The following is a 13,119-nucleotide window of genomic DNA, read 5'->3' on the forward strand; positions in this document are numbered from 1 at the left end:
TTGTGTTCCACTGAAAACATGCGGTTGATGGCGGTGCATGCCCACCCCGACGACGAGTCGAGTCGCGGTGCGGCGACCCTGGCCAAGTACGCGGCCGAGGGGCATGAGGTTCTTGTCGTCACGGCCACCGGCGGCGAGCGTGGTGACATCCTCAACCCGGTGATGAATCTGCCGGGCACTCACGAAAATCTGACGGATGTGCGTCGTGAGGAAATGGCACTCGCAGCGAAAACTCTTGGGGTTGAACATCACTGGCTGGGTTTTATGGACTCCGGTCTGCAGCTCGACCCCAGTCTGTTGCCCGAGGACGGGTTCGCCCGTGTGCCGCCCGCCGAATCCCTGGCTCGCCTCGTCGAGGTGATCAGGCATTTCCGGCCGCACGTGATGATCACCTACAACGAATGCGGCGGCTACCCACACCCCGATCACCTTCGCTGCCACCAGCTGGCGGTCGCCGCGTACGAGGCGTGTGAAGAGGTGGGCAAGCTCTATTACTTCCACGAAATTGTCAGGGTGACAACGGGAATGGTGAAGTTCGCCGGAATGGTGGAGCGGATCATCGGCCGTATCCCACGCAGGAGAACTAGCGCAGGCCCAGCAGATCCCCGAGCGGGCGATATCGCGGTCCCCGGTTGGGTGCGGCGGGTGAGCCTGCTGACCCGGCGGCTGCGAGGGCGTCGGGTGACCACCGAAGTCTCCTGCGCCGACTACTTCTCTGTACGTGACAGGGCCTTGCGGGCGCACGCATCGCAAGTCGATCCCAACGGGCCGTTCTTCCTGGTGCCGTGGACCTGGCGACAGCAGCTATGGCCGACGGAGAAGTTCGAACTCGCGCACACCCGCGTGGCAACCACCGCGCCAGAGACCGACCTCTTCGCGGGTCTCTAACCGCTAGTGGGGTGCCGCTGCCACCGTCGCCGGATGCACCGCGATCAGTCCCAGCCCCCGGCGACGCTTGCACATCGCGGCCAGCTCCGAGTAGGCCTTCTCGCCCAGTAGCTCCGTCAGCTCGGGGCCGTACGACTGCCAGACCTGCTTCTTGCCGACATGCGCGGCCGGGTCTCCCGTGCAGTACCAATGCAGGTCGGCGCCGCCCTCGCCCCAGCCGCGACGGTCGTACTCGGTAATCGTCGTCTTGAGGATCTGCGAACCGTCCGGCCGGTCCACCCAGGCCTGCGTCCGCCGAATCGGCAGCTGCCAGCACACCTCGGGCTTCATCGTCAGCGGCTCGACACCCAGCTTGATGGCCTTGGAATGCAGGGCGCAGCCGATGCCGCCCGCGAAGCCGGGACGGTTCAGAAAGATGCACGCACCCTTGTACTTGCGTGTGCGCCACTGCTTTTCCCCGTCGAGCTCGTCCTTCTCCAGGTAGCCCTTACGGCCCAGCCCCTTCTCCCGGAATTGCCAGTCCTCATCGGTGAGCTGTTTCGCCGAGTCGTCGAGCTTCGCCCGATCGTCGGCATCGGACAGAAACGCCCCGTGTGAGCAGCAACCATCGTCGGGCCGTCCGGCAACCGTGCCCTGGCAGGCCGGAGTGCCGAACACGCAGGTCCAATGTGATAGCAGCCAGGTCATGTCGGCCTTGATCAAATGCTCAGGATTCTCCGGGTCGTAGAACTCCACCCACTCGCGGGCGAAGTCCAGCTCCACCTCCTGGCCGTCGAGGGAGGCGTCACGTCCAAAGGGCTGTTTTGGCAGCGTCGTCACAGATGTAAACGGTAGACCCACTAACGTGTGCTGCGTGCGATTAGGCGTGCTGGATGTCGGCAGCAACACGGTGCACCTGTTGGTGGTCGATGCCCGACGGGGTGGACACCCCACACCCATGAGTTCCACCAAGGCGGCACTGCGTCTGGCGGAGGCCATCGATGAGTCCGGCAAGCTCACCCGCAAGGGCTCCGACAGCCTGGTGCACACCATCCAGGAGTTCTCCAAGATTGCCCGCAGCTCCGGCTGCGCGGAGATCATGGCGTTCGCCACCTCGGCGGTTCGGGATGCCACCAACTCTGATGAGGTGCTGACACGCGTCAAGAAGGAAACCGGCGTGGATCTCGCGGTTCTTTCCGGCGTCAACGAGTCACGACTGACCTTCCTGGCGGTTCGGCGTTGGTACGGCTGGAGCGCTGGACGCATCATCAACCTCGACATCGGCGGCGGCTCGCTGGAGCTGTCCTGCGGTGTCGATGAAGAACCCGACATCGCGTTGTCCCTGCCCCTGGGCGCGGGGCGATTGGCCCGGGAGTGGTTGGCCGAAGATCCGCCGGGACGTCGCCGCGTCGCTATGCTGCGTGACTGGCTGGAATCGGAACTGGTGGACGCTGCCAAGCAGGTGGCGGCGGCGGGAGTGCCCGACCTGGCCGTAGCGTCCTCGAAAACATTCCGGTCGCTTGCGCGACTCACCGGTGCGGCGCCTTCCGGCGCAGGACCACGAGTTAAGAGGACACTTACGGCAAGCGGACTGCGTCAGTTGATCGCGTTTATTTCGCGAATGACGACCGCAGACCGTGCGGAGTTGGAGGGAGTCAGTGTCGATAGGGCGCCTCAGATCGTCGCCGGAGCACTCATTGCGGAGGCAAGCATGCGTGCTCTGTCGTTAGAGGCGGTCGACATCTGTCCGTGGGCGCTGCGCGAAGGGCTAATTCTGCGCAAGCTGGATAGCGAAGCCGATGGCACCGCACTCGTTGACTGAACCCGTCCGACACGGCCTCGGAGCCGCGACGCCGGCGACCTTAAGCCTCGGACGGTAGGAGAGGACATGACCGACTCAGACGACACGCAGCGGCCGGTATCGGTTGCCGAGCTGCTGGCACGCAATGGTGCCGCCGACGGCAAGATCAGCGGCCACCGCCGCAGGATGCGCGGTAACGCCGACGCGATCCCGGTGGCCGAGCTGACCGGCGAGATCCCCGTCATCCGTGACAAGAAGGGCGGACGGGCGCGCCCCAACCCGGCGCCCACCCCCACGTCGGAAAGGTTGACGGCGCCCGAGACAGGAGCGCGCTCCTACCTGCGTTCCAACGAAGATGCGCTGTTCGGCGGCGACAGCATGGCCGACGAGGCCGCGCGTCGCGGTCCCAGCACGTCGTCGACGCCGGCTCAGCCTTCCTCGATGGCGTCACCGCTTCGCAGTATCTTCCCGCCAACCCCCACACCCGTCGCCCGGCCCGGGGAACCGCGCAAGTCGATCGATTTCAACGACGCGACCGGTGTCATCTCCCCGATCACCAAGGAGCCGCCCGCCGCTGAGCCGACGCCCGCGCCGAAGCCTGCCGCGGTCGCTCCCGCTCCACCGGCGGCACCGCCTGCTCCACCGGTTCCGGATGCACCGGTGTCTCGCCCGGAGCCCGTCGCAGGGGAACCCGAGCCAGAGCCGGTCGCCCAGCCGGAGACTCGCGAAGACGAGCCAGTGGAGGCCCTGGAGGCCGTGCAGTCGTCGGGCCACGGAGACTACGTGGAGTACGAAGAAGACGACGAGTACGAGCAGTACGGCCACGCTCCCGGTGTCGCATGGACCTCCCACGATGCCGAGCAGGACGTTGAGGATGACGAGTTCGAGGGCGAGGAAAACGACTACCAGCTGGAGCACGAGCTTCAGGAGCTCATCGGCGTGCACGGGGGCCCGGCCGAACCCGAGGCCAGTCAGCTCGCCGATGTCGAGGCCGACACCGACAAGGCCGACCGCAGGGAGAAGATCAAGACCTACCTGCAGGGCAGCTGGATCGCTGCGCAATATCTGCTGGCCGCCGCCGCGGGTGCGGGCCTCTTCTTCGGCTTCCGGGAATTGTGGAGCTGGAATCAGGGCATCGCGTTGGTCCTGGGCGTGTTGTTCATCGCAATTCTGGTCGCCTCGCTGTGGGTTATTCGCAAGACAGTCGACCTGGCCAGCATTCTGATCGCAATCGTGGTGGGAGCGCTGATCGCGTTCGGCCCGCTTGTGCTCATGCTGCAGTCGGTCGATTAGGTAGCGTTATCCAACCGTGCGCCCTGCGATCAAGGTTGGTCTGTCCACGGCCTCGGTGTATCCACTCAAAACCGAAGCGGCTTTCGAGTATGCGGCCCGACTCGGGTACGACGGTGTCGAGCTCATGGTGTGGGCCGAGGCGGTGAGTCAGGACGTCGGCGCCGTCGCGAAGCTCTCCCGCAAGTACGACATGCCGGTGTTGTCCGTGCATGCCCCGTGCCTACTGGTGTCGCAGCGCGTCTGGGGTGCCAACCCGATCCCGAAGCTGGAACGCAGCGTCCGGGCGGCCGAAAAATTGGGTGCGCAGACCGTTGTCGTGCACCCACCCTTTCGGTGGCAGCGCCGGTACGCCGAGGGGTTCGCCGAACAGGTTGCCTCGCTGGAGGATTCGAGTGACGTCCACGTTGCGGTGGAGAACATGTTTCCACTGCGCGCCGACCGCCTGTTCGGCGCCGGGCAGTCATCGGTGGAACGCATGAAGCGCCGCGGCGGCAGGCCCGGAATCGGAGTCTCCGCCTTCGCGCCGTCGTTCGATCCCACCGACGCCAACCATGCGCACTACACCCTCGATCTATCGCATACCGCCACCGCCGGGACCGACGCGGTGGAGATGATGCGCCGGATGGGATCGGGGCTGACGCACCTGCATCTCACCGACGGCACGGGTGCATCCGTCGATGAACATTTGGTGCCGGGCAAGGGGACTCAGCCCGTCGCGCAGGTATGCCGGGAGCTGGCGACCGGCGACTTCACCGGACAGGTGGTGCTGGAGGTGCACACCTCGACGGCGCGCACCGAAGACCAGCGCGAGACGATTCTGAGGGAGTCGCTGGAGTTCGCCAGAACCCATCTGGTGCGATAGGTGGCGTGGTTAATGCTCCTTTCGCGCAAGCAATGTCTCTTACGCCTGCGGGCGATGGGCTGTTTGACGCGCACTTAAACGACATCTGGACCATCGGACCCAAGCTGCACGGCGGCGTCATGCTCGCGCTGCTCGCCGGGGCAGCGCGAGAGACGCTGGCTGAAGGTCTTCGCGCGAGCTGGGGGCACCTCCCGCTCGCTGGGGACTCATCCGCGGGGGAGAGTGAGCCCATTGCCGTCAGCGCGAGCTACCTGTTCGCCCCTTCTCCCGGTGACATGCAGGTGCGTACATCCGTCCGTAAGCGGGGCCGGCAGATCTCACTCGTGGATGCCGAGCTCGTCCAGGGTGGCCGCACCGCGGTGCACGCCGTAGTCACGCTGGGCACGCCCGAGCTGCATGTGGGCCCCCTGCTGACGGCCCTGCCACCCGCGCTCACGCAGCTGCCCGCTGAGCCGCCGCCCGGGGTGGCCCCGATTGCCTCCGGCCATCCGATGGGGGACATCTTCCATCTGTTCGGCGGGATCGATGTGCGCCCCTCGTTGCGGTCGATGAGCGACCTGAGTGAGCGGGGTAAGCCCGAGATCGTGCTGTGGGCGCGCCCGCGCGATATGGCACCCGACGGGTTGTTCGCGTTGGTCTGCGGGGATATCTCGGTACCGGTGACCTTCCCGCTGGGGCGCTTCGGGTGGGCGCCCACCGTGCAGCTGACCACGTATCTTCGTACGCTGCCTTCGGACGGTTGGCTGCGAGTGTTGTGCAGTACCAACCAGATCGGCCAACACTGGTTTGATTCCGAACACACGGTGATCGACTCCGAGGGTGCTCTGGTGGTGCAGTCTCGCCAGCTCGCCATGGTGCCGGTAAACTGATCGGGCTACTCAACCGGAGGGTGCCGACCATGGGTGACAAGCAGAAGACGCCTGACTGGGCCGCAGAGGGAGGCGCGTGGGTGCTCGAGAACGGGCACCGCGCTTTGTTGAAGCTGACCGGCGGCCGCTGGCCGCACAAGCTCGGGTTCATGCCAACGCTGGAGTTGCACACCATCGGGCGTAAATCCGGTGAACGTCGGTCCTCCTTGTTGAGCTCGCCGATCTTCACGCCGGAGCGGATTGTCGTGATCGCTTCGCTTGGAGGGGCCTCGCATAACCCGGCCTGGTATCTGAATCTCGTGGCCAATCCGAATGTCGAGATCACCGTGCGCGGTCAGACCAAGCCGTACACGGCGCGCACCGCCTCGGACGACGAGAAGGCCGAGCTCTGGCCGGAGATCACCCGAGGATTCGGCAATCCATACGCGGGATATCAGCGCAGCACCACCCGGGACATTCCCGTTGTCATCTGTGAACCGGCTTAAGGAGATTTCTGTGAGCACACAACCTGATTGGGCAATCCGGATCGGCGCTTGGTTTCTGGAGAACGGACACCGGGCGGTACTTGCGCTCACCGGCGGCCGGTATCCCAAGAAGGTGCTGGGCATGCAGCCGGTGGAGCTGTACACCATCGGTAGCAAGACGGGGCAGCGCCGCGGCACCTTGTTGACCGCGCCGATCTACGAGCCCGACAAGGTGGTGCTGGTGGCCTCCTACGGTGGGGGCACCGAGAACCCGGCCTGGTACAAGAACCTCGTCAAGAACCCGGCCGTCGAGATCGCCGTGGACGACGTGACGCGTCCCTTCACGGCGCACACCGCCTCTGCCGAGGAAAAGGCCGCGCTGTGGCCGGCGATCGTCAAGGTCAACCCCGGCTATGCGGGATACCAGAAGAACACCGACCGGGAGATTCCGGTCATCATCTGCGTGCCTGCCTAACCGCTGCGGAGCCGCCCGCGAGAACGAATGATTGATGAGTTGGACACTTTTTCATATTGTGTCCAACATGAAGGTTGCGACGGCGGATAAGTCGCACGCCGCCGACCTGACGACCCGCGTGATCCTCGATCCGTCGCCGGCTGCTCAGATTCGTGCCTCGGTGACCTACAACCACGTCGTCGAGGGGATGCTGGCGCTTACGGGATACTTTGCGTGGCACAAGATTTGTGTGGACCGCGGGATTCTCCCCGGCATGCGGGAACTGATCCGCCGGATCGGCGACGACGAGCGGCGCCACATGGCCTGGGGCACCTTTACCTGCCGACGGCATGTGGCCGCCGATGATGCCAACTGGCCGGTGTTCGAGGCCCGCATGAACGAGCTCATCCCGATCGCGTTGCGTCTCACCGAGGAAGGCTTCGGGCTGTACGGCGACGACACCCCGGTTGGGCTCATGCTGGACGAGTTCATGCGTTACTCCGCCGACAAGGGAATGCGCCGGTTCGGCACCATCAGCAGCGCGCGTGGGCGCCCGCTCGGTGAGATCGATCTCGACTACTCGCCGCTGCAGCTGGAAGACACATTCGCGGCCGAGGATAGGCAGGCGCTCGCCGCCACGGCCTAGCGCACACTCCGCGCCGTCGCCGCCCACAGCCGGGGGAAGGCCACGTTATGCAGCGGGTTGGGCAGGATCAGATGGTTGTGTGCCAGCCCCACCGCAATGTGGCGCTTCGGGTCTGCCCATCCGGTGGAACCGCCCGCGCCCATATGTCCGAAACCGCCCACCAAACCCGGTGCGGGGATGCAGTGATAGCCCAGCTCCCAAAGATCGCGGGTCAGGAGAAGGCTGGGTCTGCCTCCTCGGCCGTGAGCGAGTTCGGCGGTCTTCTCGGCCGACAACAGCTGCCGGCCGTCCACGCTTCCCCGATTACTCAGCGCGCCGTAGAGCTTGGCCAGCGCCGGGGCGGTGCAGAGGGCGTTGCCCGCACCCATCTGGGTGTCGTAGAGCGGTGCGCTGGCGTGTCCGTCGTCGGCGACGATGCGCTCGGCTCCTGGCAGGTGGATCGCTCCGGTGGCGCCGCGCGCACCCGGAATGAAGTCGACGACGCGTGCCCCGATGGACAGCCCGCGCGAAAGAAAGGGCATCGTCACGGCCTTGTCGAGTTGCGCGTAGATACCTGCGGGGACTGTCGGCGAATCGGCGGGCGGGCGGCCCAGGTGAATGCCGTCGACCCCGAGGATGTCCGCGATCTCGGTGCGATACAGCGTGCGCATGTCGTTGCCGGTGATCGCGCGCGCGAGCCCGGCCAGTAGCCAGCCGTAGCTCATCGCGTGATAGGCGGCCTTGCCGTAGTAGCGCCCGACGGGTGTGGCGGCGAGCCGCTGCTCCATGAGTTCGTGGTCGAGAAGTTCCTCGGGCGTGGAGGCGATCGCGGCCAGTGCCGCCAGACCGGACTTGTGTGCCAGGACATCGCGCACGGTGACGGCTTCCTTGCCGTTGACGGCGAACTCCGGCCAGTAGCGGGCGACGGGAGCGTCGTAGCTCAGTAGTCCGCGGTCGGCCAGGCGATGGATCACCGTGGCGGTCACGCCCTTGGATGCCGAATAGACGATCGGGGCGGTGTCGTGGGTCCATGGCACGCCGGGCCGTGCTTCACCTGCCCAGATATCGAGAACCGATTCGCCGTCGACGTAGATGCAGAGCGCGCCGCCACCGGGGTGGCCGACATAGATCGACGCGAACTTCCGGACCACCCGGTCGAACTGGGGCTGTGTCCACCCATGGACCCCGTCAGGCAGGCCGGTGCCGACGGATTCAGGTGCGGAAACTGGGTCCGTCTCCACGCGACGCTGCGGTTGTGACATATGTAACTTGTAGTCCGGATACCCCGTTGTGCGCCACTACTTGGCGCGAGGTCTGCGAATAGTCACAAACCGAGGCGAATGTGCATATCTGCGTGCACATAGCGCGCGGGCCGTCCAACACCCGGCCAGAAAGCCGTTTCCGGGCGCGCTGGCTGGTCTGCCATGCTGGTCGCCATGTCCAGAATCGCAATTATCGGCGGCGGCAATATTGGCGAAGCACTTATCTCCGGGCTGCTGCGGGCCGGACGGCAAGCCAAGGACATCGTCGTTTCCGAGAAGGTCCCCGCTCGGGCGAAGGCTCTGGCCGAGGCGTACTCGATCCGGGTCAGCGAGGTGGCCGACGCCGTCGAGGGCGCCGACTTCATTGTGGTGGCGGTCAAACCGTCGGATGTCGAGAGCGCGACCAGCGAGATCGCCGCCGCGTTGGCGAAACTGGACGCGGAGGGTGATGAACGCGAGACAGAACAGGTGTTGGTCTCGGTGGCGGCGGGAGTTTCCGCGGGCTTCTTCGAGTCCAAACTGGCCGCCGGGGCGCCGGTGGTGCGGGTGATGCCCAACGCCCCGATGCTCGTCGGTGCCGGGGTCAGTGCCATCGCCAAGGGCCGGTTCGCGACCGACGAGCAGCTGAGCGCCGTCGCCGAGCTGCTGGAGTCGGTGGGCAGCGTCATCAAGGTGGCCGAATCCCAGATGGATACCGTCACCGCGCTGTCGGGATCGGGCCCGGCCTACTTCTTTTTGCTTGTGGAGGCGCTCGTCGATGCGGGGGTCGCTTCCGGGCTCACTCGCCCCGTCGCAACCGACCTGGTCATCCAAACCATGGCCGGATCCGCCGCGATGCTCCTCGAACGGGCGGAAACCGACGAAAATCGTGCCCCCGGGCTACAGACCCGCACCGAGGTCGATACGACCGCTGCCGAGCTTCGCGCGACGATTACCTCGCCGGGTGGCACTACCGCCGCTGCGCTGCGTGAATTGGAACGTGGAGGTTTGCGGGCAAGCGTCTACGCGGCCGTCGAAGCCGCAAAAACCCGCTCCGAGCAGCTCGGAATCACATCAGAGTAATTTAACCAAATCTTGATCAATTAGCCCACACGGGTATCAGTAACCCCACTGGTCCCGCTATTCTCCTTCTAGCACGTGCGTGTCCGTACCGCCGATGGGGAAGATCGGCGGCACGACATGTGCCAAGGGAAATGGGTATGCGATGACTTCAATGAACGGGCCATCCGCGCGCGACGGGGCCGGCGCCAAGCCGGGCCGTGATGCGGCGGCTACTGGCCAATCCGGAAAAGCTCAGTTCCTCACAGTCGCCGAGGTCGCCGCGCTGATGCGCGTCAGCAAGATGACTGTTTACCGGCTGGTGCACAACGGAGAGCTGCCCGCGGTGCGGGTTGGCCGATCGTTCCGTGTGCACGCCAAGGCCGTCAACGATCTGCTGCAGGCCTCGTACTTCGACGCTGGATAGGCCCCCGCAAGCGGGTGGGGGTACCTCCCACTCGTGGGGGCGTACCCCCGATTCGGCCGGTTTCCTGACGGGGGACTGTAACGGGTAGAGTCATGCGGCACCCTGGTTTTAAGCCTTGAGGGGTTAGGGCGCTCGTGTACGGCTGGCATAAGCCGCTGTGCACCGCCCACGGAAAAGACGATTTCAAAGTAGTTAGCAGGAGTTCATGGGTTCAGTTATTAAGAAGCGGCGTAAGCGTATGTCCAAGAAGAAGCACCGCAAGCTGCTTCGCCGCACCCGGGTTCAGCGCAGAAAACTCGGTAAGTAAACCTTGCGTTAGTGGGCATCCGCTCGGGATGCCCATTGGTGCTGTGATGGATAGGCTTCGTCCGTGAGCACCGGTGAGACCAATCTGCATTACCCACGGGTGGTGCTGGTCACCGGGGCCAGCCGATTCCTCGGGGGCTACCTGGCCGCGCGCCTGGTACAGAACCCGATGATCAACCGCGTCATCGCGGTGGATGCCGTCGCTCCCAGTAAGGACCTGCTGCGCAGGATGGGTCGGGCCGAGTTCGTGCGGGCCGATATTCGCAACCCGTTCATCGCGAAAGTCATCCGTAACGGTGAGGTCGATACGGTGGTGCACACCGCCTCGGCCTCATACTCGCCGCGTTCGGGTGGCCGCGCCGCGCTCAAGGAACTCAACGTGATGGGCGCGATGCAGCTGTTCGCGGCCTGCCAGAAGGCGCCCACGGTGCAGCGCGTCATCGTCAAATCCACGGCACAGGTGTATGGGTCCAGCGGCCGCGATCCGGTGATGTTCACCGAAGAGATGGGTGCCCGCCGTCCACCGTCCGACGGATTCGCGCGGGACAGCATCGATATCGAGAGCTATGCGCGGGGTCTGGGCCGTCGCCGGCCCGATGTTGCGGTGACGATTCTGCGGCTGGCCAACCTGATCGGCCCCGGTATGGATACCGCTTTGGCTCGCTATCTGGCGGGGCCTGTGGTCCCGACCATGCTCGGACGCGACGCCCGCCTGCAGCTGCTGCATGAGCAGGATGCGCTGGGCGCGCTCGAACGCGCCACCATGGCCGGTAAGGCGGGCACGTTCAACATCGCGGCCGACGGCATGATGATGATGTCGCAGGCGGTCCGCCGTTCCGGGCAACTCGGGATCCCCGTCCCCTCGTTTGCGGTAGCAGCGATCGCGTCCTTCACCAAGGGCACCAAGTACACCGAACTGAGTTCGGAACAGCGTGACTGGCTGGCATATGGGCGCGCCATGGACAACACCCGCATGAAGACTGAGCTCGGGTATCAGCCCAAGTGGACCACCATGGGGGCCTTCGGAGATTACGTTCGGGGCCGCGGGATCACTCCGGTTATCGAGCCGGAGTGGGTACGCTCATTGGGAGATCGCGCGGTGGCTATCGCGCAGAAGATCAGTTCGTAGAAATAGGGTGGAGGTGAAAAGCATGGCTGGTGAAACAAAGGCCAAAGTCATTCAACTGCAGGCTAATTCGGAACGCCATGCTGCACGCGCTCGCCGGGCCGAGGCTCGTGCCGACGCCGGAAGGCGGCACCCGTCATCGTTAGCAAGCGATGCGCCGGCCGAAAATTCCGCGGACACCGCCGCGGTGATCCATGACCTCAACGAGATCCGTGCGGCCCAAGGCAACGCACACGTGGGCGATGAAGAGTCGCTGACCGCGCTCGCGGCCAATATTGCCGCCGTCGCTGAGTTCGTTCGCCGCAGGGTAGGCGGCGACTACAGCGTCGATGATTTCGGGTTCGACGAGCATCTCAACGAATCACTCTTACTTCCTTTGCTGAGGCCATTGTTCAACCGATGGTTCAGAGTGGACGTGACCGGCGTGGAGAACATTCCAGCGACCGGTGGAGCCCTGGTTGTGGCTAACCACGCGGGTGTGCTGCCGCTCGACGGTCTGATGCTGTCGGTGGCGGTACACGACCGCTGCCCCGGCAACCGGACCCTGCGCAACCTGGCCGCCGATATGGTGTTCGACGCACCGTTCCTGGGGCAGTTGGCGCGAAAAGCCGGTCATACGCTGGCCTGCACCGCCGATGCGCACCGGCTACTGTCCGCGGGCGAGCTGACCGCCGTGTTCCCCGAGGGATACAAGGGTCTGGGCAAGCCGTTCAAGGATCGCTACAAGCTGCAGCGGTTCGGTCGCGGGGGATTCGTCGCGGCAGCCATTCGGACCGGAGCGCCGATCATCCCGTGCTCGATCGTCGGATCAGAGGAGATCTACCCGATGATCGCTGACCTGAAGGTCATCGCCCGGCTGTTTGGGCTGCCGTACTTCCCGGTGACCCCGCTGTTCCCGGCGGCTGGGCCCGTCGGCTTGGTGCCGCTGCCGTCCAAGTGGCACATCGAGTTCGGCACGCCCATCCCCACGGACGGGTATGACGACGCGGCCGCCGACGACCCGATGGTCACCTTCGACGTCACCGACCAGGTGCGCGAGACGATTCAGCAGACGCTGTACCGACTGCTTGCCGCCCGGCGCAACATGTTCTTCGGCTAGAAACGCGATCCTGTCTATCCACTTGTTGCGCTGCTTCGGGTAGCGGTCCGTAACGAGCCTTGATTACGCTCTGTCGCTAGATGTTTGGTTCGCTCGTGATGGTATTGGCGACGTTAGCGACTAAGTGTGACAGATTCGATTCGAACCTTACGTGCCACGCGGCGTCGTCAGAACGCTTCGCTCGTATCTTGGTCCCAGCGAGCCCAGATGTGACATGGCGACCAACCCCACGCCAGCGGCATAGACGAGTGCGGTGAGGGTGGGAAACTTCCCACCCGGTGCGAATCCCGCAACAGCGAACTGTGTGAGGGCCACCGCCGCCATCGCCGTGCCGACCAAGAGCCAAAGTGCGGTCAACCGCCGCAGTGAGGCTCGCAGTGCGACAACGGATATCGCACGCGTTCTCCGCCAGACACAGGCCCGCATTGCCGAGAGCAACAATATGATCGCTGCGGTGAGCGCCACCAGTATCGCTACCCACATAACCCGAGATAGCCACCACGCGCCCGAACCGAGCGCTGGCTGAGGCATTAAATGTCCTGGATAGCCAATGAGTACAACCACGACCACCGCGATCATGTGCCACAGGTATAGCGCCATCACATTGTGGTTCACCATGGTGAGGA

General features: G+C 64.8%; 14 protein-coding genes and 2 pseudogenes. 13 read left to right on the top strand and 3 right to left on the bottom strand.

What is annotated here, in order from left to right; all coding sequences use genetic code 11:
- Positions 1 to 18: 18 nt before the first annotated feature.
- The gene (gene mca, locus B4383_RS23945) at positions 19 to 888 is read left to right on the top strand and encodes a mycothiol conjugate amidase Mca (RefSeq protein ID WP_078294146.1); all 870 of its coding nucleotides are present in this window, start codon (positions 19 to 21) and stop codon (positions 886 to 888) included.
- A gap of 3 nt (positions 889 to 891) precedes the next feature.
- Here the strand turns inward: mca and B4383_RS23950 are convergent, their stop codons facing one another.
- Positions 892 to 1,707 (bottom strand): hypothetical protein, encoded by an 816-nt coding sequence (locus B4383_RS23950; RefSeq protein WP_078294144.1) that lies wholly within the window; start codon positions 1,705 to 1,707, stop codon positions 892 to 894.
- Between the two features lie 34 nt (positions 1,708 to 1,741).
- Here B4383_RS23950 and B4383_RS23955 point away from each other — a divergent pair, with 34 nt between their 5' ends.
- The 7 genes and pseudogenes from B4383_RS23955 to B4383_RS23985 all read left to right on the top strand — a co-directional run.
- On the top strand, positions 1,742 to 2,689 hold the full coding sequence (locus B4383_RS23955) for a Ppx/GppA phosphatase family protein (RefSeq protein ID WP_078294142.1): 948 nt from the start codon (positions 1,742 to 1,744) through the stop codon (positions 2,687 to 2,689).
- A 66-nt stretch (positions 2,690 to 2,755) separates the two neighbouring features.
- Positions 2,756 to 3,961: a hypothetical protein gene (locus tag B4383_RS23960; protein WP_078294141.1), complete on the top strand. Its 1,206-nt coding sequence runs from the start codon at positions 2,756 to 2,758 to the stop codon at positions 3,959 to 3,961.
- A 16-nt stretch (positions 3,962 to 3,977) separates the two neighbouring features.
- The gene (locus tag B4383_RS23965; protein WP_078294139.1) at positions 3,978 to 4,823 is read left to right on the top strand and encodes a sugar phosphate isomerase/epimerase; all 846 of its coding nucleotides are present in this window, start codon (positions 3,978 to 3,980) and stop codon (positions 4,821 to 4,823) included.
- Positions 4,824 to 4,828: 5 nt separating this feature from the next.
- Complete coding sequence (locus tag B4383_RS23970; RefSeq protein ID WP_078294137.1) at positions 4,829 to 5,692, top strand: thioesterase family protein; 864 nt, start codon at positions 4,829 to 4,831, stop codon at positions 5,690 to 5,692.
- 29 nt (positions 5,693 to 5,721) lie between these two features.
- Complete coding sequence (locus B4383_RS23975) at positions 5,722 to 6,177, top strand: nitroreductase/quinone reductase family protein (RefSeq protein WP_078294133.1); 456 nt, start codon at positions 5,722 to 5,724, stop codon at positions 6,175 to 6,177.
- Positions 6,178 to 6,187: 10 nt separating this feature from the next.
- Positions 6,188 to 6,631, top strand: coding sequence for a nitroreductase/quinone reductase family protein (locus B4383_RS23980; RefSeq protein WP_078294131.1), 444 nt, complete (start codon positions 6,188 to 6,190; stop codon positions 6,629 to 6,631).
- Between the two features lie 127 nt (positions 6,632 to 6,758).
- Positions 6,759 to 7,256: pseudogene (locus B4383_RS23985) on the top strand (R2-like ligand-binding oxidase); the annotation flags it as partial.
- Here the strand turns inward: B4383_RS23985 and B4383_RS23990 are convergent.
- Positions 7,253 to 8,497 carry a serine hydrolase domain-containing protein gene (locus B4383_RS23990; RefSeq protein WP_078294128.1) on the bottom strand — a complete coding sequence of 415 codons (1,245 nt, stop codon included), beginning with the start codon at positions 8,495 to 8,497 and terminating at the stop codon, positions 7,253 to 7,255. The pseudogene B4383_RS23985 and the gene B4383_RS23990 sit on opposite strands and share 4 nt — an antisense overlap.
- A 174-nt stretch (positions 8,498 to 8,671) precedes the next feature.
- On the opposite strand from B4383_RS23990, the gene proC reads away from it, so the two are divergent.
- From proC to B4383_RS24015, 5 genes are all read left to right on the top strand, one after another.
- The gene (proC, locus tag B4383_RS23995) at positions 8,672 to 9,559 is read left to right on the top strand and encodes a pyrroline-5-carboxylate reductase (RefSeq protein ID WP_176112808.1); all 888 of its coding nucleotides are present in this window, start codon (positions 8,672 to 8,674) and stop codon (positions 9,557 to 9,559) included.
- Positions 9,560 to 9,701: 142 nt separating this feature from the next.
- Positions 9,702 to 9,962 (top strand): helix-turn-helix domain-containing protein, encoded by a 261-nt coding sequence (locus tag B4383_RS24000; RefSeq protein ID WP_078294123.1) that lies wholly within the window; start codon positions 9,702 to 9,704, stop codon positions 9,960 to 9,962.
- A 205-nt stretch (positions 9,963 to 10,167) separates the two neighbouring features.
- Positions 10,168 to 10,269, top strand: a complete 102-nt coding sequence (locus tag B4383_RS24005; protein WP_003402602.1) for an AURKAIP1/COX24 domain-containing protein — start codon at positions 10,168 to 10,170, stop codon at positions 10,267 to 10,269.
- 63 nt (positions 10,270 to 10,332) lie between these two features.
- Entirely contained in the window at positions 10,333 to 11,397 is a 1,065-nt protein-coding gene (locus tag B4383_RS24010) for an SDR family oxidoreductase (protein ID WP_078294121.1), read from the top strand.
- A gap of 22 nt (positions 11,398 to 11,419) precedes the next feature.
- Positions 11,420 to 12,493, top strand: coding sequence for a lysophospholipid acyltransferase family protein (locus B4383_RS24015; protein WP_078294119.1), 1,074 nt, complete (start codon positions 11,420 to 11,422; stop codon positions 12,491 to 12,493).
- A gap of 147 nt (positions 12,494 to 12,640) precedes the next feature.
- Here the strand turns inward: B4383_RS24015 and B4383_RS26930 are convergent.
- Positions 12,641 to 13,119, bottom strand: a pseudogene (locus B4383_RS26930) (acyltransferase); the annotation flags it as partial.

Source organism: Mycobacterium sp. D16R24, from assembly GCF_002013385.1.
Lineage (GTDB): Bacteria > Actinomycetota > Actinomycetes > Mycobacteriales > Mycobacteriaceae > Mycobacterium.